This is a genomic window from Haloferax sp. Atlit-109R, assembly GCF_003665865.1.
GTDB lineage: Archaea > Halobacteriota > Halobacteria > Halobacteriales > Haloferacaceae > Haloferax > Haloferax volcanii.
The window spans coordinates 55,192-80,540 of the sequence record NZ_QPLO01000005.1; the positions used below are offsets into that span (position 1 = coordinate 55,192).

The 25,349-nt window shown below is 56.0% G+C and carries 21 protein-coding genes; 7 read left to right on the plus strand and 14 right to left on the minus strand.

What is annotated here, in order from left to right:
- Positions 1-12: 12 nt before the first annotated feature.
- Together DVK03_RS19115 and DVK03_RS19120 are read right to left on the minus strand one after the other, a co-directional pair.
- Positions 13-606: a MarR family transcriptional regulator gene (locus DVK03_RS19115; RefSeq protein WP_115803979.1), complete on the minus strand. Its 594-nt coding sequence runs from the start codon at positions 604-606 to the stop codon at positions 13-15.
- Positions 607-737: 131 nt separating this feature from the next.
- Positions 738-2,132, minus strand: coding sequence for a permease (locus tag DVK03_RS19120; RefSeq protein ID WP_115803912.1), 1,395 nt, complete (start codon positions 2,130-2,132; stop codon positions 738-740).
- Positions 2,133-2,313: 181 nt separating this feature from the next.
- Here DVK03_RS19120 and DVK03_RS19125 point away from each other — a divergent pair, with 181 nt between their 5' ends.
- The 3 genes from DVK03_RS19125 to DVK03_RS19135 all read left to right on the plus strand — a co-directional run bounded on the left by DVK03_RS19125 (position 2,314) and on the right by DVK03_RS19135 (position 3,698).
- Positions 2,314-2,685 (plus strand): SHOCT domain-containing protein, encoded by a 372-nt coding sequence (locus tag DVK03_RS19125; protein WP_115803911.1) that lies wholly within the window; start codon positions 2,314-2,316, stop codon positions 2,683-2,685.
- Positions 2,686-2,708: 23 nt separating this feature from the next.
- Positions 2,709-3,350, plus strand: coding sequence for a hypothetical protein (locus DVK03_RS19130; protein WP_094529625.1), 642 nt, complete (start codon positions 2,709-2,711; stop codon positions 3,348-3,350).
- A 126-nt stretch (positions 3,351-3,476) separates the two neighbouring features.
- Positions 3,477-3,698, plus strand: coding sequence for a hypothetical protein (locus DVK03_RS19135; RefSeq protein WP_094529627.1), 222 nt, complete (start codon positions 3,477-3,479; stop codon positions 3,696-3,698).
- 28 nt (positions 3,699-3,726) lie between these two features.
- Here DVK03_RS19135 and DVK03_RS19140 read toward each other — a convergent pair whose 3' ends face one another.
- The 7 genes from DVK03_RS19140 to DVK03_RS19170 form a co-directional block, all read right to left on the minus strand.
- A complete protein-coding gene (locus tag DVK03_RS19140) occupies positions 3,727-5,907 on the minus strand; it encodes a cation-translocating P-type ATPase (RefSeq protein ID WP_115803978.1) in 2,181 nt (726 codons plus the stop codon).
- A 93-nt stretch (positions 5,908-6,000) separates the two neighbouring features.
- Positions 6,001-6,429, minus strand: coding sequence for a universal stress protein (locus DVK03_RS19145; RefSeq protein ID WP_115803910.1), 429 nt, complete (start codon positions 6,427-6,429; stop codon positions 6,001-6,003).
- A gap of 67 nt (positions 6,430-6,496) precedes the next feature.
- Positions 6,497-7,723, minus strand: a complete 1,227-nt coding sequence (locus DVK03_RS19150; RefSeq protein WP_115803909.1) for a phage integrase SAM-like domain-containing protein — start codon at positions 7,721-7,723, stop codon at positions 6,497-6,499.
- Entirely contained in the window at positions 7,720-8,178 is a 459-nt protein-coding gene (locus DVK03_RS19155; protein WP_115803908.1) for a hypothetical protein, read from the minus strand. The genes DVK03_RS19150 and DVK03_RS19155 overlap by 4 nt, the downstream gene beginning before the upstream one ends.
- Positions 8,179-8,181: 3 nt before the next feature.
- The gene (locus tag DVK03_RS19160; protein ID WP_115803907.1) at positions 8,182-8,763 is read right to left on the minus strand and encodes a hypothetical protein; all 582 of its coding nucleotides are present in this window, start codon (positions 8,761-8,763) and stop codon (positions 8,182-8,184) included.
- 318 nt (positions 8,764-9,081) lie between these two features.
- Entirely contained in the window at positions 9,082-9,489 is a 408-nt protein-coding gene (locus DVK03_RS19165; protein WP_115803906.1) for a hypothetical protein, read from the minus strand.
- A complete protein-coding gene (locus tag DVK03_RS19170; RefSeq protein ID WP_115803905.1) occupies positions 9,486-10,304 on the minus strand; it encodes a ParA family protein in 819 nt (272 codons plus the stop codon). The genes DVK03_RS19165 and DVK03_RS19170 overlap by 4 nt, the downstream gene beginning before the upstream one ends.
- Before the next feature lie 422 nt (positions 10,305-10,726).
- Here DVK03_RS19170 and DVK03_RS19180 point away from each other — a divergent pair, with 422 nt between their 5' ends.
- Both DVK03_RS19180 and DVK03_RS19185 read left to right on the plus strand, forming a co-directional pair.
- Positions 10,727-11,401 carry a helix-turn-helix domain-containing protein gene (locus DVK03_RS19180; protein ID WP_115803903.1) on the plus strand — a complete coding sequence of 225 codons (675 nt, stop codon included), beginning with the start codon at positions 10,727-10,729 and terminating at the stop codon, positions 11,399-11,401.
- The gene (locus DVK03_RS19185; RefSeq protein WP_115803902.1) at positions 11,398-12,093 is read left to right on the plus strand and encodes a nucleotidyltransferase family protein; all 696 of its coding nucleotides are present in this window, start codon (positions 11,398-11,400) and stop codon (positions 12,091-12,093) included. The genes DVK03_RS19180 and DVK03_RS19185 overlap by 4 nt, the downstream gene beginning before the upstream one ends.
- 84 nt (positions 12,094-12,177) lie before the next feature.
- Here DVK03_RS19185 and DVK03_RS19190 read toward each other — a convergent pair whose 3' ends face one another.
- The 4 genes from DVK03_RS19190 to DVK03_RS19205 all read right to left on the minus strand — a co-directional run bounded on the left by DVK03_RS19190 (position 12,178) and on the right by DVK03_RS19205 (position 18,511).
- On the minus strand, positions 12,178-12,450 hold the full coding sequence (locus DVK03_RS19190; protein ID WP_115803977.1) for a hypothetical protein: 273 nt from the start codon (positions 12,448-12,450) through the stop codon (positions 12,178-12,180).
- A gap of 157 nt (positions 12,451-12,607) precedes the next feature.
- Positions 12,608-13,042: a TRAM domain-containing protein gene (locus DVK03_RS19195; protein ID WP_115803901.1), complete on the minus strand. Its 435-nt coding sequence runs from the start codon at positions 13,040-13,042 to the stop codon at positions 12,608-12,610.
- A gap of 37 nt (positions 13,043-13,079) precedes the next feature.
- Positions 13,080-15,929 (minus strand): exodeoxyribonuclease V subunit beta, encoded by a 2,850-nt coding sequence (locus DVK03_RS19200; RefSeq protein ID WP_115803900.1) that lies wholly within the window; start codon positions 15,927-15,929, stop codon positions 13,080-13,082.
- On the minus strand, positions 15,926-18,511 hold the full coding sequence (locus DVK03_RS19205; protein WP_115803899.1) for a PD-(D/E)XK nuclease family protein: 2,586 nt from the start codon (positions 18,509-18,511) through the stop codon (positions 15,926-15,928). Before DVK03_RS19205 ends, DVK03_RS19200 begins: the two co-directional genes overlap by 4 nt.
- Before the next feature lie 135 nt (positions 18,512-18,646).
- Between DVK03_RS19205 and DVK03_RS20580 the strand changes: the two genes are divergently transcribed.
- Positions 18,647-19,315 carry a tyrosine-type recombinase/integrase gene (locus tag DVK03_RS20580; RefSeq protein WP_115803898.1) on the plus strand — a complete coding sequence of 223 codons (669 nt, stop codon included), beginning with the start codon at positions 18,647-18,649 and terminating at the stop codon, positions 19,313-19,315.
- A gap of 39 nt (positions 19,316-19,354) precedes the next feature.
- Here DVK03_RS20580 and DVK03_RS19215 read toward each other — a convergent pair whose 3' ends face one another.
- Positions 19,355-22,963, minus strand: coding sequence for an Eco57I restriction-modification methylase domain-containing protein (locus DVK03_RS19215; protein WP_121593844.1), 3,609 nt, complete (start codon positions 22,961-22,963; stop codon positions 19,355-19,357).
- Between the two features lie 203 nt (positions 22,964-23,166).
- Here DVK03_RS19215 and DVK03_RS19220 point away from each other — a divergent pair, with 203 nt between their 5' ends.
- Positions 23,167-25,332 (plus strand): Eco57I restriction-modification methylase domain-containing protein, encoded by a 2,166-nt coding sequence (locus DVK03_RS19220; RefSeq protein ID WP_121593845.1) that lies wholly within the window; start codon positions 23,167-23,169, stop codon positions 25,330-25,332.
- Positions 25,333-25,349 lie beyond the last annotated feature (17 nt).

Below are 25,349 nucleotides of genomic sequence, written 5' to 3' on the forward strand. Positions count from 1 at the left end.
GAGAATCCCCCGCTAGTTCGCCTGTTTCTGTTGTAAGTCGTCGCTCGGATAGATGCGATACGTTCGCCCTTGTCGCTCGCGGTACAGTAAGCCGCGCTTCTCGAGGGCACTCACCGTCTGACTGACCTTGCTTTTCGAGAAGTTCGAGCGATCCCGGAGTTCGATCTGTGTGATACCGGGCGACGAGAGGACCGGTTCGAGAATTCGGCGTTCATCATCCGGCAAGAGGTCCAATACGCGCGCCTGTGGCTGGGACTCCGGATTGATCTTTCCCTCTGATTGAACGGGCCCATCCTGCGATTCGATACTCTCCGAATCGGTTTGATTCGCCATGCCAGTCTGTGATCGATCGGTTCCCTCTGTGCTAGTGAACTCGTCTCGAACCACGAGATAGCCCCCACCAACGACAGCCGAGACAAGAAGCGTTCCGAGAACGTACAAGAGTGGGTTCGTTCCGTGAACCGCGCCCATCGACGTACCCATCATCGAGCCCATCTGCTCGAAGGCCTGCTGTTGCTGGTACGCTTGCCAGGTGAGCACACCACCGACGATGAGGACGGCAGCGACCAACGCACCGGCTACGGTATCGGCTCGCCGTCGATTCATCTTCTCCACCTCGATCCTCCGAGACACTTGCTCATATGTGTGAGTTCGTGAGACATTGCTGTACCAGTTTTGATTGGCCAACGCAATCACGGGGCTGGCAGCCCCGCAAATTCGATATCCCCAATCGATGTTCAATGGTGGTCATGATCCTGAGACGTTCCCGCCTCTGGGTGTTGATGGACGAATTCATCTGGGTCCTTTTCGAATGTCTCCTTACAGGTCTGCGAGCAGAAGTAGTACGTCTCGCCGTCGTGCGTCGCCGATGGCTCGCTATCGTCAGTCCGCATCCCACAGACAGGGTCGCGGTACTGGCCGGGCGCACCGAGACCGCGACGATAAACATACAGCAGGAACCCGGAGAGCGCGAACGCGATGAGGTTGAGATAGAACGTGTAGTTGAGTTTGAAGTACGTCTGCTCGGTCGCCGTCTCGCCGCCCGCCAGATCCGGAACGATTCCCAGCGCGTCGAACAGCAGCTCCATGAGGAAGCCGGTGAACGCCATCGTCACGAAAAAGACGCCGAGGATGTACAGCATGATCTTCCAGCCGTAGTACTTCCGGTAGACGTTCAGCACGGGGATCGTGATGAGGTCGGCGTAGACGAACGCGATGATCCCGGCGAAGCTGACGCCACCGCCCCACAGCGCGACGGCGAACGGGACGTTACCCATACTGCCAACGAAACTGAGGACGGCTATGGTGACACCCATAATTGCGTTCTCGGCGGTCACGAGCAGGCCGTCGCCCTGAATGAACAGCGTGTTCCACACCCACTGCGGGACGAAGACGATGACGAACCCAGAAATAAGGAAGCCAGCGACGATGTCCTTCCAGATCATCGACCACTCCTTGCGGTACTGATTCCCGACTTTGTACCAGCCACCCCACGACAACAACTCGTCACGCCACCCGCCGCGACTCGACGTCTCCTGGCGGTAGGTCTCCATACAGCCCTCCGAGCAGAATTTGAGCGTCTCACCGCCGTCAGTCGTGAGCGTGTACTCGTCTTTGCCTTCCATCCCGCAGGTCGGGTCTTCGGTGACGCCCGCCTCACGGTCGCGCTCGTTGAGCGTTTCTCGAACTTCGGCAAAGAGATTCTCGGGAAGCGTGAGGTGGACGATCACCGCCATCACGGCGATGAGGATGAGGCCACCCAGCAGTTCCGCTAGGAGGAACTCCCAGCCGAGCAGAATCAGAATCATCAGCCCGAGTTCTACGATCAGATTCGTCGACGCGAACATGAACGCGAGAAAGTTGACCGCGTGCGCCCCCTTCTTGAACAAACCTTTCCCGATGGCTACGGCACCGAAGCTGCACCCACTGCTCGCCGCCCCGAACGCAGTCGCCTTGGTGAGCCCGCTCAGATCACCGTCGCCCAGCACCTGTGCCATTCGCTCCTTGGAGACGTAGACCTGGACGAGACTCGTGATCGTGAGTCCCATAATGATCGCCCACGCCGCCGTCCAGAGGAACCCAACACCGATTCGGAGGGCTTCGAAGATGCCCTCGACCATCGTCACCTGCATAGATGTATCGTCGTACGGATCATCTTTTGCAGTTTTCCTTCAGATAGTTCAGGTTAGAGCCGTTGAGAGTGTGAATTCAAAAGATTAGCGGTGGGTGGAACACGCAGGTCGAAGGCACAACCGCATTGAATAGTTAGGACGTAGTATTACTTGAGACCCAAACTCACGGAGGGATCACAATATGCCGACAAATTCAGACGACACGCGACTTGTTACGCTCCTCCTCGTTATCATCGGCGCCGTATTCATCGTCCCACTGTTCTTCATGGGCTTCGGGATGATGGGATTCGGCCCAATGATAGGCGGGATGTGGGGCGGTCACATGTGGGGTGACGGGACGATGCCTGGCTGGATGTTCATCGTCGGCATCGTGATGCAGCTACTGTTCCTCGCTGCCCTCCTCGGCGGTGGCTACCTCATCTACCGTGCGATTACGGGAAGTGAGAGTAGCTCAGACCAAGCCCTCGAGGAGCTCCGGCTCGCCTACGCCCGCGGAGAGCTGACCGACGAGGAATACGAACAGCGACGCGAAGCACTCGAACGAGATACCTGATTTCCACCCGGGAAACTTGAACGATGACCGGATTCTCCGACCGCCGTCAAGAGTCAACGCATCTGCAGCTTCCACCGTGGCTCGACCGATACACGACGCTGGGACTGTACGGACTACTCGTCGGGACAGTCCTCTGTCTGGTCGCGTTCCTCACGAATCCTGTTCCCGACCCCTCGTTCCCGTGGGCGACGCTGCCCGAGTCTCTACGATTACCGATTACACAGCCCCGCATCGAGCACTGGCCAGTGACCTACACTATCGGCATCTGGCTGTGGGTTTTCTGCTTCCCCGCACTCTTCCTCGCCGGATACCGGCGATACGGTGACAGGAGCCGTGGGGCAGCAGTATGGCTCGTCGGGTTGCCGACCCTGGCGATGCTGGGCTGGACCACGTACTGCCGGTTCTTCTGGCCGAAACTCCATCCTCCGACTTGGAACGCCCCAGCCTACACGTTCGTTTGCTGGCTGTACTGTTCGACCTACGACGTGCTCTGGAGCAACACGGCATACACAATTGCGCTATTCGGCATCGTCGCGACGCTCCTCGTCGTGCGACACCAGGATACAGACCGATATGCCCTTCTCGGGTTCGGGTTCCTCGCACTTCCGCTCGGATTACCGGCCCTGCACGAAGGGTATCGACGGGTGACGCGAACCAAGAGCTGAGGAACTGTGACGGGTGGCTTTGCAGCTCTGCGGGGGACATCTGTGGGTGATAATGCGGACTGGTGATTGGCATCACTCAGTACAGCCCGAGGAAACGTTATCCGTGGGAGCCTCCTCAACACAAGTATGTCGACGACCGTCTCAACACCCGAAACAGACGAGACGTGTGCGTACTGTGAATCCCGAATCTTCGACCACGACCCCATCTGCGTCCGCGACTGCGATGATGACTGTGGCTCGCCCAAGTACTTCTGTAACTACGCCTGTCTCTCCGCATATATCGACGAAAACAACCTTACTACCGGCAATGCGTGTGAGTGGACTCCCGACGACACCAGCTGTTGCTGATCGGTCCGTTCGAAGCCTTCAGAGACCATTATTCACGGAATCCGAGTAACCGAAGCCCGTTCAGTGAAACGAGGACGGTGGACCCCTCGTGGCCGACCACGGCCAGCGGCAGGGGGATGCCTCGCAACAGAATCGTCCCAACCATCAGGGCGATCGCACCGAAGGCGATTGTGAGATTGACCGTCAACGTCCGGCGCGTCCTGCGACCGAGTCCGAGCACGTAGGGGATCTTCCCGATGTCGTCGCCCATCAAGACGACGTCAGCCGTTTCGAGGGCAACGTCGGTCCCGGCGCCACCCATCGCGATCCCGAGCGTCGCCGTCGCCAAAGCGGGTGCGTCGTTCACCCCGTCACCCACCATCGCCACGTTCTCGTATCGCTCAACCAGGTCTTCGATAGTTGCCACCTTCTCTTCCGGCAGCAGTTCCGCCTGTACCTCGTCGATACCGACTTCGTCGGCGATCTGCTGGGCGACACGTTCGTTGTCGCCGGTCAGCATAACGATGTGCTCCACACCGAGAGACCGGAGATCCTCGATCATCTCTGCAGCCCCCGGCCGGACCGTGTCGGTGAACGCAAGCCATCCCAGTACCGTGGCGTTGCCAGCGTGCTCGCGGGCGACAAGGACACTGGTCTTCCCCTCCGCCTCCAGGGTCCGAAGCCTGTCGAGACCGGGATCGAGTCCCTCGATCGCAGCGTCTTCGAGAACCGTCTCGACGTAACTCCGATTCCCGATGTGGATGGTTCCGTCGTCGACGTCGGCGCGCACGCCTTTCCCGGCCTCCGACTGAAACCGTCGCGCGTCGGGGACGTCGAGGGCGCGGGCTTCGGCTTCCGAGACGGTCGCACGAGCCAAGTGATGCTCCGAACGGGCCTGGACGGAGGCTGCGAGCGAGAGCAGTTCGTCGGACGTCAGTGACTCATCCGCGAGGCCATCCCGGACGAACACGTCCGTCAGCTGTGTCTCGCCCCGCGTGAGGGTGCCCGTTTTGTCGAATGCGACCGCGTCGATGTTCGCCGCCGCCTCGACGTGTTCGCCGCCCTTGAACAGGACGCCCTGCCGGCCGCCGGAGGCGATCGCCGACAGCACCGCTGCCGGCGTGGAAATGATGACCGCACACGGCGACGCAGCGACCATCAGGGTCATCGCGCGGTAGAACGTGCTGGTGAACTCGCTTCCAAGCGCGAGCGGGATGGCGATCGCCGCGATCGTGAGTCCGAACACGCCGAGGACGTACGGCTGCTCGAGACGGTCGATGAGCCGCTGTGTCGGCGCCTTCTCGCTCTGAGCACGCTCGACCATATGGATGAGACGGCTGATCGCCGACTCGTGGGCCTGCCGCGTGACCTCGATTTCGAGGCTGCCGCTCTCGTTGATCGTCCCCCCGAACACCTCGTCACCGGGTTCCTTCGGCACGGGGACGGACTCACCGGTGAGCGACGCCTGATCGACCGTCCCCTCGCCGGACGTGACGACGCCGTCGAGCGGGATTCTGTCGCCGGGACGAACGACGAACACGTCGCCCACGGCGACGTCGTCGATGGGAACGGTGACTTCCTCCCCGTCGCGTAGCACCTGCGCTTCGTCCGGTCGCATCTCGACGAGGGACTTGATCGCTCGGCGTGAGCGGCCGATGGCGTAGTGCTGGAGCGTATTTGAGAGCGAGAACAGGAAGAGGAGCATCGCGCCCTCGAACGGGGCGCCAATCGAGAGGGCACCGAGTGCCGCGACGATCATCAAGAGGTCGATGTCGACCGCACGGTGGCGCAGCGTCTCGACCGCGCCTTTGAGCCCGTACCAGCCACCGAAGACGTATGCGACGCCGTACCCGGCCCACATGAGAAGCTGAGGTCCTTCGAGCCACCCCGTCACCAGGCCGACGGCCATCCCGAGGAGGGTCAAGCCGACGAACACGGCCTCCTGCCTGAGTTCCGAGCGGGTACTCACCTCATCCGTTGCTGTCTCAGATTCGTCCTGAATCGACACGTGGCGGTCGCGGACAGCGTCTCGAATCGTTTCTTCTGAGATGACGCTCCCCTCGTAGGTGATCCGGGCGTCCCCTGTTCGAAACGAGACGTCGACATCGTGGACGCCGGAGAGACGCCTGAGATGTCGTTCAAGTGCCCGTGCTCCCGCGTCGCCCCGACCACCCCGTCGTTCAATGTGGATCGTACACGTCGAGAGAGATGGAGATTCAGTAACAGCCACGTTCTCGGTACCTATGAGTTGGTTTGATTTCACGTTTGAGGTGGGCCCACGAGCATTCATCCGATCCTAATCCCGGCACACGAGTCGAGGCTTTCATCCAATGATGGTTACCGGGATCTGTGCTCGGCGAGTGACTGTCTCGGCAACACTTCCGAGGAACGTCCGGTCTAGACCTGACCGACCGTGGCTCCCCATAACGATCTGGTCGATGCCGTTGTCGGCAGCGTAGTCGAGAATCTCACGCGCTGGTTTCCCGACTTCAGTGACTGTAGCAAGCACAATATCGTGGTCCGCCGCGAGATCCGTCGCAGTCGTGTGAATCTCGGTCGCCCGCTCTTGGGCGGTATCGTACCAGTCCTCTGCGACTGGCAAGCCACCGGCCTCTACATCGATTACCGAATCGATCGGGTTGATGACGTAAATGGTGGTAATCGTGGCGTTCGGAAAGGTCTCGAGTGCGTAAATGAGTGCACGCTCGGCAAGCGGGGAGCCGTCCAAGGCGACGAGAATGTTGTCAGGCATGCGATAGAGTTCGAGAGGTGTTGAGAAGAGTGTAGTGCCGAAAACTCGGCACTGGGAGTACCGTTAATTACCCATCAATTTCTGAGAGCGCCTCTGTTGCAACGTCACCGAGTTCTCCGGCCTCGATGTGCGAATATCGCTCCCGAACCATCTCCTCCGAGTTATCGAGATAGCGAGCCGCAACAGTGTACCCGAACGCCCGGACTAGCACCTCGCCCATTCCACGTCGACCACCGTGGGGCGCGAGATAGTCGTGTTTCGGATGAGCGATGTCGATCTCTGCAGCCTCTGAGAGCCGTTGGAGAATCGACCGTGCGCCGTCCGTCGTGATCGATGGCGGTCGGATATCTTCATCAAGCGCCAGCAGGAGGTCGCGAGCGTACTCCTCACGCCGCTCAGTAATTGCTTCTGGGCGTTCCCCTCGGTCGGCGAGATCATCCTGGACGAGCCCTGCGAGCGTCCGTTGGTCGAACGTCGGAAACACGGGCCAGCGCTCCGTCGGTGGGTCCATCAGCTGGCGATAGCTCCGTAGCGGCGAAATCACCGGGTCGGGGAGACTCGCAGCGTCCCATTGCTGTTTCTTCCGGTAGACGTCCATACTCCCGTCGTCGAGGGAGAGATCCTCCCAGCGGACGCCACGCCGTCGCGGATCGTTCGGATCGCGGACGAGTTCGCCGACGCGGACGGCGGTGTACGCTAGGACGAACACCAGCGCCCGGTCACGAGCCGCCTTCAGCGCCGCGTAGCGCGCTCGCTGCTTATCGATGGGGTCAATATCCTCCGAAAGTGTCGTGTACGCCTCGACGGCGTCGCGGGCCCGTTCGTCGACGTGGCGGGTGAGGGCGTGGCGCTGTTCGGACGTCCAGGCCTGTTGGTCGCCGGGCTTGCGGCCGTCGTCCTCTGGCAGCGGCGCCATCGCACTCGCTCGCTGCGCGTAGTGTGCCTCGAGATACCCTTCGTTGACGCACCAGCCACACCAGGCAGAGATATAGCGGTAATAGGTTTGTACCGTGTTCTGCTTGAGTCCCCGATCGCCCACGAGATGCCGGGCGTACTCCCGGAAGACGCGTTCATCGAGATCTTCGAAGGTGGGTTGGCGGTCGACGTCATCGGGGACGATCCCGGTCCAGTCGTCGCCGCGGTCGCCAGCGGCCCACTCGGCGAACCGCTCGAGCTCGCGTGCAGCGTTTCGTCGATAGTTCCCGCCGTCGCCACCGCGGCCTTTCCCCTTGTCCTGGAGGTAGCGCTCGAAGGAACTCGCGAGTGACTGATTAGTGCGTTCTCGAGGTGTCATGGTTCTTCGTTCGCGTACTGGTAAGTCGGACGGACGTCCTCGAGGAGCGCTTCGACGATTTCCCAGAGGATTAGGGAAGGAGTCTCGTATTCAAATGTGATCCCCCAGCGGTCCTCCGTATTGGCGGCAGAGTACTGGAAATGCGCCCGTCCGAGATCGGGATGGTCCTCGTCCTGGTGCCAGCCGGCGTGAAAGCCCGTGTTCGGATCGGTGTAGTTGATACGGAACCAATCGTGTGGGTCCTGTCGATACCACTTGACGGTCAGTTCCGGCGAATCAGGGCCCGTTGGGGGATTAAGGCGGGCTGGATCAAAAACCGCCCGCAGCTGCTTGGCCTCGATATCGTCAGGAACGTACTCGACGGCCGTGATCTGGGGGACACGGTCGAGGACGTCCCGCTTCAATTGGGCGTAGAGGTTCGCGTTCGGGTCACCACCTGGATGCGGGACAGACATCCGTTAGCTGCTGGCCTCGGCAGGCTCTGTCGTTGGAGCGAGGAAGTCCCATTCGCGGATGGCGAAGCCAACGATCTGGATACGCCGTTGAAGGTGCTCCCACTCGCGGGCGATTTCACGGCGCCGATCTTCCTCGTCACCGTCAAGGGATTCGTCAGCGAGCGTCCCGCGAAGCTGGTTCGGTGACTCGACGCCGAATTCGTCCTCCCAGTCGCGGATCTGCGTCTTCATATCGGCGAGACGGTCCGTAAGCTCCTCGACAGTGTGTCCGCTGTCTCGAAGGCGCATCGCCTCCTGCATCGCTTGGCGGCGATAATCAGGGTAATACGTCGTGTGAGTACCGCTTTCGTCACGGTGGAGGATGCCATCGTCGACGAGCCGATCGAGGACGCGCTTAGTTGGTTCGTGTGACCAGCCCGCTTCGGAGGCGATCCAGTTGGCCGTCTGTGGCTCCGACAGCTGCCGAGCAACCATCCGCACGCGGTCTTCACCCGTGGTCTGGCGTTCCATCAGGCCCTCGGAGTTCGATTCGTCTTCGGTCATACAACACCCTTCGGACTGTGTCTTAATATAGATTGAGGTCATTAGTCCTATATCGAATCCTCTTTTTCGCCATCGCCCTGATCTCAGCTGAGGGTAGCCAGAGCAAACTCGGAGCCCGGTCTTGGCGGCTCTACCCCGGGGGAAGCGCCGTCGTGAGGTGGTTACAGCATTCGTGCTTACCCGACGGCGGCGGGGTACTTCAAAGTGGTCGTGATTACGGGCATAATCAGGACCACTTATTGTATTCGACCCATCGAGAGAATTCGGGCATATAGAGTCTCCTAGCGCCGAAATTCCGCACTACAGGAAATTGTATATCGTATATTGCTATACAAAATTCCGGCCTCGCTCTGCGCGGCGTCACTCCCCACCGAGTTCCGAAAGCCGAGCCTGGATTTCCTCGGCATCCGCCTCAGAGAGCGCCTCTACACCGAACTGGACGAGTAGCGGGTAGAAGTGGCGGTTCTTCTTGAACTCGTCCTGGCCCGCCTTACGGAGCTTCAGCTGGGACTCGAGGTAAGTGTCCTCCATCTCGTCGAGGACATCGTCGGGAATGTAGATCGTCCGCCCATTCCACTCGTCCTTGATGTTCGTCTTCGTTTTGCTCGTTTCGTTCGTTTCACTCGTTGAAGTCGATTCGGTCGTTTCGGTCGATGAACTGGTTTCCACCGGTTCACTCACCTCACTCGTTTCGCTGGAATCAGCCTCGTCGTCCTCCTCTTTGTAGTTACCCTCGATGCCGGAAGCATCGCCCCAGCCGTCGGTCATGCTTCCACCTCCTCAGGTGTGGTCTTCTCAAACGTCTCGTCGAACAGGTCGGCAATCTCATTGAACAGATCGCGTGCATCCTCGACGCGCTGGTTCTCCTTGCCGAAGCCGAAGACGGACACCCCCTCGCCGATCGACTGGGAGAGGTCGGTCCGCTTCGGGATCTCGAACACCGGGAGAGAGTACGCCGACTTGATCTCCTCGATGGTGTCCCGGTGTTCAGCGTTCTGCTCGACACGGTTACAGACAATCGCGAGCCGATTGATGTCTCCGTACGCCTGTTCGAGGGAACTCAGTTGCTTTGCGAAAATCTGGAGGCTGTTGGCGTTGAGCTTCTCGGGAATGACGGGGATGACGACGTTACCGGTCGCGACGAGGGCGTTGTCAGTGAGGACGTTCAGGGATGGCGGCGTGTCGACAATGATGTAGTCGTAGTCCTTTTCGAGTTCGTCGAGAGTCATCTCCAACCGCTCGCGACTCTTCGGTGCCTCAAGCAGCGTCTGGATGTTCTTGTTGTTCGCGAGCTTCTCGCTCGCGGGGAGGATGTCAAATTCCTCGTGCTCGAGGATAATGTCGTTCACCGACTCCATCTGATCGAAGTCGAGGACGTCGAACAGCGTTGTACGGTCGGTATCGTAGTACAGATCGTTGTAGCCAAGCGAGCAGGTGAGCCCCCCGTGGTAGTCGATATCGACCAGGAGGACGTCGTGGCCTCGGGCAGCGAGTGCGCCGCCAGTATGAATGACGTCGGTTGTCTTCCCCGCGCCTCCCTTCTGATTCGCCACGGTGGTTCGTGCGGTGTTGGTGTCGGTCATTTCTTTCGTTTACCTCGTTGTGTTCGTTCCGTTCGTTTTGGTCGTTCTGTTCGTTTGGTTCGGTGAGGGTGTTTCACTCGGTGAGAGGAATACTACGATGTTAAAACCAATTGTTCGTTTCGCTCGTTGAGTCAAACACTATCGTTGCCATCAATGCATTCGTTCTATTCGTTACGTTCGTTTCACTCGTTCTGTTCATCGAATGGGAGCCGGCCAGGTCATCCTCAACCAGTTCGTTCCTCAGAATTCGTTCAATCCATTCATTTTTCTCGTTCTGTTCGTTTTGCTCGTTGAATTCGTTATAGTCGTTCCGCGTGTTTTCAGTGGGGATCTGGACTACCTTCGAAACAAGTGGGGAGATCGTGCTTTACGGCCAGTCGAGTAAGACTTTTAACTGTTACCGGATTATTGGTAACCACCAGATGTATGAGGTGCTCGACGACACGGCGGCACAGACTATCCTCGCCATCGAGAGTGGTGACTCCATCCGCCGTGTCGCCCAACACCTCCACACGCCCTACGAGACGGTGAGACAGGCCGTCAATCGGCTGGAAGACGCAGGGTACGTTTCCTATGACGACGGCCTCTCAGTCGTCGACGAGCGCGTACACGACGCAGCGCTCCAGCTCGTCGCTGCCAGCGCCGGCGTCAGTCCACCCTCCATCGAGGAAACGTACGTCATCCCACAGTTCGGTGACTGGCCGTTCGCGTTCACGCGGATCGACGCCGTCTACGTGTGGACTCAGGGCGGCTACCAGGTCGGTCGCGAGCCCGACGACTATCCATTGTTCCTCGCTGTTCGTGAGCAGGACGTCGACGCCTGGGAGACATTCTTCGAGTCCTTCGACCTCCCCACCGCATTCGAGCGACAGCCCCGAGACGAGTTGAACGGACCGCTGCAGATCGTCCTTGAGCCACGCGCGTCACTCGACATCGAGCACGTCGAAGGGTACCCGGTGATCCCGAGAGCAGAGACGATCGAGTACATGCGCGAAAACTACGCCCAGTTCCAGTCGGCGCTGGCGATGCTCGACCGGATGTACGAGGACCTCGACCTCGGCGTCACGTATCGAGAGACCGAACGGGCGCAGCCATGAGCTTCAACAACCGAAGTGACGCGCTCATCGAACTGCTCGAGGAACTCACCCGAGAGGGCCATGAGTACGTCCTTGTCGGCGGTTACGCTGTCTCAGCGTTCAATGCTCGCTTCTCAACGGACCTCGATATCGTCGTCGCCCCGGACTCCAAGGGTGACTTCGTCGAATTCCTCGAACGACAGGGATTCGAGGAAACGGACAGCCACGCAAAGGAGTGGTTCTACGACACCGAAGTGATCGAGTACGAGAAGCGGCTCACGCCGCAACAGCCGATCGGCTTCGATCTCTTGGTAAACGGTCTCGGGTGTCGCCAGACGGAGGCACAGTGGTCGTTCGATTACCTGTACGACCACAGCCACCAACAGGAGGTGAGCGGAGGCACAGTAACGACGACAGCCAGAGTCATCGATGGGGCAGTCCTCGTGGCGGCAAAGCTCCACAGCGGCCGGGAAACAGATCTTCGGGACGTCCTGGCAGTGGCAGAAGAGATCGACCTCGACGCTGTCACACCCCACTTGCGGCGAGGGGACAACAATGCGCTCCGGGAGCAGCTTGAGCGTGGTCTGGAGATATTGGAGAGCGACGAACTCAAGCACGGATTCCGGAGTGACTTCGGGGCCTCAGCTGTCGCAGAAGAAACAGTCACCGCTCTCCAAGAGTATCTGTCTGCACAGAGTGACCACCTGAGCTGAAGCGGTCGAGACCCTCTTGATGGGAAGTGAAGATAGGGCCCTTCAGCGGTGCTTGCAGTCAGTCAAAAAATTGGAGGGGCGGTGTCAGTCGACCGTCGCTAACACACGGACGTCCGTGGCTGAGTGTCGTTCCCGTTCAGTACGAGCACCGTGCTCGCGGAGGAACTCATCAATACGGTCGGCAAGGGACTCCGCATCCTCCCTATCGACGTGGACGATCAGCGTCGGACGCTCCTCATCGCTGTTCTCAATCACGAGCGAGACATCCTTGAATTCGTCCGGCTGTCTATACGCCTCGAACTCATCGGCGACCTGGTCGGCCAGGTCGTCGAGTACCTCAATCGGTTCCTTTGTCATAGATTTCATTTCGGCTTTGGAAGGTTGTGCCATCACGAACGGGTGGAGAAGGCGTGACTTGACTTTCAGAACCACCTCCATCAGACAAACGCGAACGGAGCCTTCTCACACCGATGGTTTACCGAGAAGAAGACCGATCCACAGAAGGGACAATGGGTTAGAGTGCTCGCGGATCGCTATCGACGATGCTCGCAAACGCGACATTCTCCTGAACTTGTTCAATTTCGACGGTTGGCTCGTCGCCGGGTTGAGCGCCGGCAACGATCACGACGTAGCCACGTTCGACCTTTGCGATACCATCGCCCTGATCGCCGACTGTCTCGATGGTCACATCACGTACTTCGCCTTCCTCCACGGGAGGTCCTGAGAAAGAATGGCTCGCAGTCTCACGAGAAGGTGCTCTCTGTGACTCCTGTTGTACTGACGACTCCGTCGAGACAGGAGATTCCAGAATCGCTACGCGATACGTTTCGTCAGCTGACAACGCTTCAAAGTCGATTTCACTCGATGGGACCTCCACTATGTACCTCCCATCCTGCTCTTTAATTGGAGCACTGAACAGAGAGCGAAGGGAGTTGGGAATTTCGACCATTGAGTTTCTAGTGCTCAGTACCCACGAGACAAGTAATTTAAACACTATGTGTTACCACTAGCTCTCGAAGAGCTGCCTTATCGAGAGGGGTAATATTGTGCCGAGTGCCATCATCGGTGTAGAAAATAGACGCAGTAACCGACCGATCAGGATATTGGTCGGCGACGACATGGTAGTAGATACTGAGCTGTTTCCGGTATTCATCTTCTGCGTGCGTTGTGAGATCGGTTTTGTAGTCGATGATCTCAACACGGTCAGATGTCACGTGGAGCAAGTCGATGATGCCGCCGATCGTTACTTTCTCGCCGTCGACGGTAAGCGGAAGGAACGCATCGATCTCGGCTCTCGTCTCACCCTCGAGTGAGTCGAGTAACGCCTTGACGTGCTCTTTGTCAGGGTTATCGCCGGTTTCGACTGCTTCACCGAGAACATACCGTTCCGCAAACTCGTGGACGTCTGACCCGAACTCCATTCCCCGGCCGCCGGTATTCCCTTCGAAGACTGCGTCATCGATGAAGGTGTGTGGTGAGTAGCTTGCCGGTCCATCAGGCTCCGGAATATCGACCGTGTAGGTCGAATGCTCGCCGGGTTCTGGGTCGAACGCAGATAGATCGGGGTCGATATCTTCGACATCAACGGGGAGTGAATCGAGGAACGAATTTGGGTCAGTACCGCCAGTCAAGACGAGGTGGCTCTCAGCACGCGTGACAGCCACATAGAGAAGCCGACGTTCCTCGTCGTAGTTCTGGGGGAGGCAGCGATTAAGAACGTCAGTCTTCCAGTCGTCGTAGACGTGTGGAACGCCGTGTGCGTCCTCTGAGTACACCTTCCGCTGACGGAGGCCAATCGGGTCGGTGTAGGCGATATCGCTTCCGCTGCCACCGGAAGACGGGAATTTGTTCGCGTTCATATTTGCGAGGATGACGATTGGGTATTCGAGCCCTTTCGTCGCGTGGATCGTTTGGACAGTCACCGCGTTCGTCCCAGCCCCGGCGTCGACGTCGTGTGTACTCCCATCAGCAATCGCCTCCTCGATGAATCGGATCAGCTCTCCACGGGTGAACGTCGTCGTCCCGTGAACCGACTGAATAGTGTCGAGAACGACGTCTGCGGTCGGGCCGGAATGGCCGTACTGTTCGAACACGCGTCGGGCGACGCCGCCGAACGTCTCTAGCTCTCGGAGATCCTTTCGGAAGGCGACCATGGCTTCGGGGTACGCCTCACGCTCGATGATCGCCTTCGCCTCGTCGATCGTGTAGCCAGCCTCTTCGAGGACGAGTGCCCACCCGCGTTCAGCGTCACGTTCGAGGATACGCAACCACGCTAACACCAGCTTCGCGGCGTCGGTCCGGAAGACCTCGATCCCACCCTCGTAGGCCATCGGCAGACCGAACTTACTCGCCGTATCGAGCAGATCCCGACCGAAATCGCGGGTTCGCGTCAACACAGCGATGTCGCCGTACTCCGGAGCGCGATACGTGCCGTCGTCGCCTTCGACGGCGTAATCATCGTTGTCGACGATTGCGTCGATCTTCGCGAGAATGGCCTCGTGTTCGTCCTCACTCGTGAGCGCCTCGATGTAGCTATCATCTCGGTCTGTATCGGCGATGAGTGGTGTTACCTGCTCGGAGATAGCCTCCACATCCAGCGATTCGTTCTTTGTCGCACAGGCAGTCAACGCGTGGGTAGAGAAGTCCAAGATGGACTGCGTCGAGCGGTAATTCCGCGTCAGTTGCTTGTCGTCGACCGGCGTGGTCGGGAACGTGACTCGATCTGCGTCCCGATTCAGCTCCGCGGCAAACCGTTCGAGCCGCTCGTCGAACTCGCGGATGTTGTCGACGTCTGCGTACTGGAAACTGTAGATGCTCTGTTTCCAGTCACCGACCACGCAGATGTTGTTCGTGCCGGCGAGCAGCAGCGTGAGTTTGAACTGGATCTCACTGGAGTCCTGGAACTCGTCGACCATCACGTACTCGTACCCCAGCTGCTCTCGGAGGTCGTGATCCTCACACAGAAGCACGAACGCGAACAGCTGAAGGAACCCGAAGTTCAAGTAGTTCCGCCGAAGCGCGAACTCAAGATAGGCGTGATATACGTCGTGGACGAACCGCTTGAGAGCCGTTCGGTCCTCCTCGAAGACGCGTATAGCGAGGTCCGCCGGGACTTGCTTGCCATCGCCGCGAATGTCCCACTTTGCGGGCGCCTCCGGGAGATACGTCTTGTCTTCACCATACTGATAGAGCTTCTTTCGAAGCTTCGATTGCTTGCTCCCGCCGTTCCGTGGTTCATTCCGGGCGGTGAACAGCGTCTCGAACGCCTCAAAGTCCCCATCGAGGTGTGACTCACTGTCACGGTACCAGCCATCCGCAGTGGGGAACACACCCTTTGCGGACAGTTCCTTGATCAGATCGAGTAGCTCCGACGTCTCCGACAGTGCCGTGAAGAACTCGTCATACTCTGGGTGATTATCGATGAACTGGCCGACGAACTCACGAAACAGCGCCTGTTCGATGATTTCGTCTTCGATAATCCGTGTCGAGCCAGTGATCGTCTCATCAATCCCGAGGGACATCGGTGCGTCGTGTCCGTATTCGTCGAGCAGGTCGTGTGACAGCGAGTGGAACGTTTGGATCGGCGCGTTCGCGAGTTCCCGCATCCCGTACTCGCTGTGACGCACAATCCGCTCTCGCATCTCCTCGGCCGCGTTGTTCGTAAAGGTCACCAACAGCACGTCTTCGGGATCGACGCCATCTTGGGCGACAATGTTTGCGTATCGCCGGGTAACGGTGAACGTCTTCCCGGTGCCAGCACCCGCGTCGACGAGATAGAGGCCATCAGTCGCCTCGATGAGGTCGCGTTGCTTCGGGTTCGGGTCGACGTCGCTCATTTTTCACCCTCTAAGAGAAGGTCACGATTGTCCACCCGTCGGTAGTTCGGCTCACCGGCGAGCCCCTCGATTGGGAACGCCTCGTCGCCAGTGCGGCGTCGATTGAGTTCCGTTAGTCGCTCGTCGACAAACGATTCGAACGCATCGAGATCACGTTTGAAGAATGCACCCTTCTGTCGGTCAACGATTGCTCGCATCACCTGCTTGCTCCCTGTTGTCACGTACTTGTACTCGCCAATCTGGGCTTCGAGCCGGTCAATCATCGTCTCTCCGAACTCCGATTCGATGAGTTCGTCGCTGTCGGTGGTCTCGACAAGCGGCGCAGCATCGAAGAGCGCGGCGTATGTCTGATAGTCGATCTTCGAGAGGATCTTCTGGCACTTCTGTGCCCCCTCCTCACGGAGATACTCGAAGAACTCCTCACGTTGCACGTGCTCGGTGAGCGATTCAGGGTAGTATGTTACAGTCGTCAACGCGTCGTCGATGTCGGCGTCGCCGGCGATCACGTCGTCGACGAGTTCGGTGACATAGAAGAAGGTGAACGAGAGTTGGTCACCCGGACGTTGTGATCGCCAATAGGAGAAATAGAGTGCTGCCTGAAAGTCAGGCTCGTCTGTCGGCTCGTCAATCGCTGCGTGTTTGACGATCGAGGTGGCGCTGCTCTCGCTACCGCTCTTGTAGTCAAGCAGATCTCGCTCCGACTGAACGAGATCGATCATTCCGTTGATGCCCAGTTCTTCATCAGTGAATCGGCGTTCAGTCACGGGGGAGTCGACATCCCGGTCGAAGTGAGCAGCGACGGCATTATCACCGCCACTGGACGGCGTCAGAAACGCGCCCTCGGTCGGCTGGTTCGCGTCAAAATATGAGACGATCGTTTCGAGGCTCGCACGATATTCAGTGCGCCGGGTCCGTTCGTCGACGGAGCGAACCAGCGGACGGACGTCCTCAAGCATGAGTTCGACGACCTCCGATAGTGTGTCTTCGCCAACCGCGTCCGGATGGTTGACGTAGAACTCCGCAAAGTCATGGAGTAGGTTTCCCTCGGTGAGATACGCCTTCTCCGGACCGTCGACGATCCGGCTGAAGTAGTAGTCCCGCGGTGAGTTCACGTAGGTGTTGAGACTCGACTTGCTGATCGTCTCGACCGGGTCGGAACTCACGCCGACGGGGTCGTTCTCGAACCCGTCACCAGCTCGTGCTGCGGATTGGATCTGATGACTTGTCGAACGCAGATCGGAGAACCGGTCGTACTCCGGTTCGAGGAGCTCTTCGAAGTACAGGCATGGCGTAACGGGTGATCCGCCGGTCGCGTCTTGGACGAGATAGTGTTGCTGGCTGCCGCTCTGTAACAGCAGCTGGAAGCTCTTGAGATTCCTTGTGAACTGGGCGTCCTGGTCGACCCACGGACGGCGTGGTGCCGAGTGGGTCCAGCGGTCGTCGAGCCCCAGGTAGAAGACAACCTCACGACCCACGTAGGACGCCGATTTCGCGTCGGCAAGCAGGACGCCGTCGTTTTCTCGGTCGACAGGGACCTCGTAGGTCTGGAGATAGAACGACAAATCGTCGAGGCGCGCTTCTGTAATAGATTCGTCGGCGATAGTGAGTGTCTCCAGTTCCTCGCGGAAGGCGTCAAGCGTGTCGTCGGCGTGGCGTTCAAACACTGAGAGCGCGTCCGAGAACGTGTACTCTTGGACATCGTGGCAGAAGTCGATTAGCCACTTAAGGTCTCCATCGTCAAGCTCGTGCAGTCGCTTGTCTGTGTCAGCGTCATCGACGTCGCAATCGAAAACCGTCAACAGCGACCGGATCTCGCTTATTCGGGTATCAGTCCCCCGGTGGGCGGTCCGGAGGAGGTGGAGGAACAACCGGTGTTCGCTGCGATCTGTGAACCCCGGCCCGCCGAAAAACGGGATATCGGCCGCTTCGAGCGCGGACTCGATAAGCGGTGAGTACTCGCTTTCCTGGTCGAGAACAATCCCGACGTTATCAGCGTTCTCGCCATCGACGGAATCGACGATGGTCTCGACGATCGCCGTCGGCGAATCGTGTATACGGAACGGCGGGAGCTCGAACTCGGTATCAGCGAAGAGGTCGACCGTGTCGTACTCGGCAGGCAGATACGCGCGTTCGAGTTGGGTGAGCATCGCCGGTTCGACGACGACCACGTCGAGATTCGAATCGATGGTCTCGTTTGTGAGCTTCATCGAGGCGGTCTCGAGTTCCGCGATTCGCTCCACAGCTCGTTCGGTGGCGTCGTCGACGTAGCCGTCGTACTCGAAAATAGCGTCGTGTGACCCTCGGTGTTCCCAACACTGGAGGATATTCCCAACAGCGTATGCACAGCGCTTCCAGGAGAAGTCCTCGTGATCAAGCATACCGAGGAAAGCGAGACGGTCCTCGGACTCTTGGCGCCGACCGACTGCAAGTCGGCGTGGTGGGATCGCGAACGGACCGAGATGCGAACGATCGAGGTGGCGGTTGAGAGCACTTGCAAGTGGCCCATCCGGAGTAATCACCCGGTCGTACGATTGAACCTCTTCGTAGAGTTGGCCTGGCGATTTGGCGCGGGGAAATGGCACGCACAGAGAAGGTCAGCGATGTCGGTTAAATCTTTGTCAGATGAGTTCGTGAACAGGTGAAGTATATACAGATTCTCCGTATCAAGATCCCGTTTGCTCGCCTTCTAAACAATTTCAAAGTCGTTTCCTATCTAGATGGCACCAACACGAGAGAAGTCACTTAGTGAACGCGAGTTTGAATTACTGTTAGAAGGGGCAGGACGTATCGACGAACCCGTTCAACGACTCGAATCGCGGGCTGCGATTCTAATCGGTGGACGTCTCGGACTAAGACCAGGTGAGACAACACATCTGAGTTCGTCGTGGATCGATCACGAGCGACAGATGATCCGCATTCCCGAGCACCACTCTTGCACCAAAGGAAGGGATGGTGGCCTCTGTGGTTATTGTCGTCAGGCAATCGAACAACGCCTACGACATAATCCAGATAGTAGATTCGAAGATTTTGCTGAATTGTATTGGCTTCCAAAAACAGAAGCGGCTGCCCGAACGGTACCATTTCATTTTTCGTATCGGGTTCGAGTTGCGATCGACCTCCTGATTACGGAACACGGTGGCTGGCCGTACTCCTTCTCCACATTACAACGAAGATTGAATACTGCCCTTGATCTCGCTCCGCGTCTTTCTAGAAACACCACTTCATTACACGGTCTTCGAGCGACTGCAGCCTCCTACCACGCCAGCAGAGGCTTAGACTTAGCAGCACTCCGAGCAATGTTTGGTTGGGAAGATATTGCTACAGCTCGGCAATATCTCAACGTAGACGGAGCGATGACTCGTCGGGCACTCAACAATATTCACTAATGCGAGTTGGTCAGTGAGCTGTATTCAGAATATGTGTTTCTATAGCTTCGGCCCTTCTTTTTTAAGTGTATTGTATTTCTCAAGCACCATGTCGAAGTAGTCTTCAGTCATTATTCGAGGGTTTGAGACCCTGTGGAAATCCTTAAGTACAAATTGAACTTCCATATGTTCTAGACCGTAAGCGTGGAATGCCGCTGCGTCAATTTCGGCCTGAATTTCACGCCTTGCTTCTTCAGTCGTTGCAGGATCAATTCCTCCGAGACGGTCGCGCATTTCGGCGAATTCATCACCGTAGCAACTCAGCTGAGCAGCCCGTTCTGAAATATAGTGGAACCAATTATCATCCTCAGAAATATCAGGCATCTGTGATTCTTTAAACTTATACATGACAATACCGGTGTCCACCTTAGTTCTAAGCAGGTAATCAAGCGGGATCGAGTTGAGAAGTCCGAGCTTAGCGAACAGTTCCTCGTCAGTGAACATCCGGGTATAGAAGTTATGAAGTGGGCTTTCTGAGAGTCCTTCCTCGTAGGGCTGAATCAGGTAGCTGGGGATAGTCAACAATGTGTTGTGACAAACGATGCCCTTCGGCAGTACCGAGGCTATGAGTGTCCGCTCATTAGTGGAGTTCGTAATTCGACGAATACCGATTCGATATTCAGTGGAATCCAGAAGTACGTCATTCTCGGTGAGTGGTTCCCCACGATGTTGCTCCAATAGGTCATTGACGAATCCTTTCTGAGAGCCCGTGCCATCAAACGCTTCATAGATAGCGGATTTGAGATCGCGAACAGTCTTCTCCCGCATTCGTTGCTTGGCACTTCGCTCTGGGTCGTCATCTTCTTCGACACTCCAAAATTCGGGTTCCTGTACGTCTGTTATGAATTCTGGAGTATGGGAATATTGATAAATATTCTTACCACCGTAGACAGGGTAATCGGCTTCGGACTTATCCACGAAACGGTCTGCATCACTCGTACGACGGAGTCCCTGATACGGCTCCATATATCCGGTCGGAGCGTCCTTTGGAGCGATGGGGGGGTTTTCGATAATCGATTCGAGAACACTGAGTTTCTGTTCGGACTCAATAAATGGGAAAATGCCAGCCTCTGGAGAGTACAATTCTAACACGTCCCGGGGGATGTGAATCGCCTGATTATCGAAATCATCAAATATTGAAAGGTCACCCTCCATATACTTCCCGGCGACTTGGTTCGTTGAACCACTGTTTTTGAAGACTACTACCCCGAATTTGTACTGGCCGTGAACCTGCTCAAATATTTCGTGATTCTCAAAGATCGTCAGTACGTCAAGGGTAGTGTTATTCAACAGGTGGGTTCGAAGGTCTTTGCCTGATGCTCCGTTGAAAACCGCGCCAGGGAGAATTTGAGCGACACGAGAGGAGTCACTAGCAAGCTTGAATACGCGCTCAAAAAATAGAGATGAAAGATCATTCGTACTGGGATTGACCCGCCCGTCAATTACAGGACGCTGTAGGTCATATGCAGGCGTGTTCTTGAAGTACTCTGCGCGAAGTTCCATTTCATCCTGGTATTCCTGCCACCCCTCAGCGATATCATCCTCTTCTAGAAGCTCTTCTTGGACTCTATCTTTGTCGTCGGGTAGTCGTGTTCGAAATGTCTCATCGTATTTAGAGAAATAGTCGTCACGAAGCGGCTTGATACGATCCCATGGAGGATTTCCGATGACAACATCGAATCCGCCATCTTCGTACACAGGGGCGAACTCCAACACCCAGTGAAATGGACTGAATTCCTGTAATTTCCCTTTATCAACTTCGTCAAGCCCCGCAGCGTGGAACTGGTCTAATACTTTCTCATTCAATTCCTGGCTATGAGAATCAACTAGCGATTCAGCAACCTGACGTGCATTTTGCGCCTCAGCAGTACTGGTGGCCTTTTGATGGCGTTTGATCGCGTTGATTACATCCTCATATAACTCCTGTACCCCAGTTCCGACACCACCGCCCCAATTGGTGAGGGATGCATCCCCGTCGTCAGTTACTTCTACTAAATTTGTGAACCCGACAAGAGAATTCCCTTGTCGGATATTGAAGTCAATGTTCGGCAGCGGCTCGACCTCATGTGGCTCATCCTCAAGATCTGCGACCATCGAGAGCCACAATCGGAGTTTACAGATCTCAACAGCCCCTTCATCAATGTCTACCCCGTAGAGATTATTCAGAATAACTGTCCGCTTCGCGTATAGCGAGGGCCCCCCCTGTCCTTTATTGACCTCTTCTAGCTCATCACGTGTGCGGGAATCTAGCTCCCACCCCTTACCTTCACTTTCGAGTTGTTGGAAGTACTCGAGACACTGCATATAGATATCTACCAACACATCCTGTGCAGCGAGCAGAAACGCACCACTACCGACTGCTGGATCAAGGACGTGCGCCCCTTTCAGTATGTCGTGATACAGCGTTTCGACGTGCTTTGTGTCTACGTTCTCAGTGGGTACCTGCTGAGTCATCGTTCCGCCATCTGCTAACGCCACTTCACTACTACTGGATTCTACACTTGGGAACCCAAATACGTCGTCAATTTCGTTGTATTCGGCATCAACGACGTCGTTAAGTTGGTCAAGCAGGTACGGGTGAATCGTCCGGCGGGACATGAAGCCAGTAATCTCCTCAGGTGTGTAGTACGCGCCCATTTCTTTCTGGTTGACCGTCTGTTCGAAGATATGCCCGAGAATGGCAGGCGAGAGGTTCTTCGGATCAACGATATCAAGTCGTTCGTCCACATTCCAGTTCCACCCCGACAGGAAATTTAAGATCTCGTCGAAGAGCTCGTTCGTCTCCTGAGCGGACTGACCAAGCTTTGCGTCAGGGAATTCTTCCTCAACAGGGTTCTTGGCGAACAGTCCACCGTTCAAGTACGGGAGGCTGCCGAAGTCGGGATTCTGCTTGTCTTCTGCAAGGTAGTCGAAGAACAGCGGCTGATAGAAGTTTTCGTAACGGTCTTCGCCGTCAGGCACTACCTCGCTAGGCTGTTCGTGAAGGTAGTTTGGGTTCCGGTCTAGCAGGCGCTTTTCCTGTATGAAGTACAGGAAAATCATCCGATCAAGGATAACTTGCACGTAGCGTTGCTTCGCATCGCCCCGGTCACTTGGGATACCGTAAACTTCCTGAACGAGATCGGTGCGGAGGTCTTCGAACTCCTCGTAAAATTCTTTGACTACTTGTTGCGTATCGTACAGCGTATCGTAAATCGCAGCTGAGGAACCGTATTCGATCGAATTGAGCTTCTTCAGAACGGTGTTCTTTTCTCCACTATCCCTTGTGAACTGTTCTTTGGTGAACGAGATTTTCTGGTGCTTGATACGACCGTGCTGCTGACCTTCCCAACTGCGCGTTCGGGTGAGAAAAGTAAACTCATTGAAATTGTTCGTGGCGACGAGGTTCGTGTGTCGGGAACGGTTGTCTGGTTTAAAGTCGGTCGCTGATTCACCAGGGCCGGCGTTGACGAGTACGACGAATTCGTCATCGGCTAGTTGGAGGACAAGTTCGTTGTCCTCTCCGAGATTCGGACGGGGTTTCAGTCCACGTTTCTCAAACGAGTCTGCGATATCCTGTAGAGAGTCCCAGCTCGCGATATCGGTCGCGGTGATTTGCTGGAGAGCCATGGGTCATTGAAGAAATCATAACCTAATGAATGTACGGATAGCAACGATTCAGTAGAGTTCTCACGAAGTCTTTTCCCACAGAACCCATCTCTATTGATTAATCCAGTTTGGCTATCGCTATCTGAGGTCCGGTAATGCAGCTGAGCTATAACCCCATAATTGCGTTATGATAACTAACCAAACGTGATTACTGTGGGGTAGACATTGATGAAGGGGCTGTTGAGATCTGTAAACTCCGATTGTGGCTCTCGATGGTCGCGGATATCGAAGACGAGCCCAACGAGGTCGAACCGCTGCCGAATATCGATTTCAATATACGCCAGGGGAATACACTCATTGGGTTCACGGATGTCGAAGAAGTAGCCACTGAGAGTGGGGATGCATCTCTTTCGAACTACGGGGGTGGAGCTGGGACTGGCATCAAAGAGATGTACGAAGGGGTGATCGAAGCCATTGAGCGTCACCAAGATGCGACAAGCTCTAAAGTCGCTACAAACGCAAGGAAGCTGGCAGAATCACGGATTGATTCTCACAGTGAGAAACTGAATGAAAAAATCCTCGACCAGTTCCACGATGCTGGTATCGAGAAGGTTGATGAAAAGACGCTAGAAGAATATCACCCGTTCCATTGGGTGATTGAATTTCCTACAATCTACCGGGATGGTGGGTTCGACATCATCATCGGAAATCCACCCTGGGACGTACTCACACCGGATCGAAGTCATTTCTTCCCCAAGTACGACGAGAGATTCAGAACCCGACCACCAAGTGAAAAAGACCGAAAAGAGGAGGAGCTTCTATCGGATCCTGACATCGCAGCCGAGTATGAAGAATTCAAGAAAAATATGCAGATCCGGTCTGATTATTATAACTCATCAGACCAGTATGAACTACAGAAACCCACTGTCGGTGGTCAGACCGTTGCCACTGAAACAGATCTTTCACTCCTGTTTTTTGAGCGAGTTACCCAGTTAGCTGGAGACCAATCATATGTTACCCAGATTATGCCGGGTAATTTCTTCCTTGGAGCGACAGCCAAGGACCTTCGGGAGTATATTATCAATAAAACTGAATTGGAGCACTTCGTCCAGTTTGAAAATAAAGGAATTTTCAACAATGTGGATGACCGCTATCATTTTGCTATCTGTACTTTTCGAAACTCCGGCTCCACGGACATAGTAAACGGCGGCTTTGCAAGCGGAGATACCTCCATTCTTGTCAATTTCGATGGGAGTTCAATTGATATCCCATCAGAAGTTCTTGCTGAATACTCACCTGAATCACGTATCTTCCCCTTCTTCCGGTCACAAGAATTGATCGACTCACTGTCTAAATTCGTAGACCACCCTCCAATTGGAGAGAAAGTAGGAGACGATTGGTTTGTCTCTCTGTACATGAAGGAGCTTGACCGGGCAAATGACTCCAATCTCCTCATAGAACAAGAAGAGGACGGCGATTACCCAATCTACGAAGGAAAGAATATGCACCAGTTCGCCTATGATGACACCTCCGTCTTCAACATCAACCCTATATCTCTATGGGGAGTGGACGAAGGCGATCCAGACCGAAGTGCGAAACACAGAGTTCGGATGAAGAACTTCCGGTCACGTGATCCTGATGCAAGTTTGAAAAAGGCGATCTACAACAAATTCGATGGATCAGGCTCGCAGAAGTCGTTCGTCAACGATCTGCTTGAGCAACATGGTCGACCAGAACTATCGAAGGAAGATGTGCTGCTTGACTGCACGAAATACCGAATCGCTATTCGAAAGATTACGAACAGCACCAATGAACGAACATTAATCGCGGGGGTCATTCCAAAGGACACCGTTACTGTACACAGCATCGCCACAGTCCGCCCCCATGTTGTGGAACCGACAGAGGATGATCTCGGTGATTACCCGATGCACAGCGCCTACGAAGAGGTGTTTACCAATGAGGAATTATTCGTCGTTCTTGGATTATTGAATAGCATCCCCATCGACTACCTGATGAGGACAAAGATCGACACCAATATGGTCCAATACAAACTTAATGAGACGCAACTTCCTCGACTCACTGCCGGTGACAACTGGTTCAATTGGATTTCTCAGCGTGCGGCGAGACTGAATTGCTATGGAGACGAATTCTCCGAAATGCGCGACCGCCTCGGAGGTATTGATCCAGCTATTGATACACAAAAACGCCGGGAGTTACAAGCGGAGATCGACGCTGCTGCATTCCATGCCTATGGGATGAACGAAGAAGAGACAAGATTCATACTCAATGATTTTTACCAGGTAGACAATCCAAAGCTAATGGATGATCCCTATTTCGATCTCGTGTTTGAGAAGTACTCTGAGTTAGATGAAGAGGGGCCTTACCCGTAGGTCCCCTCACTACAGGT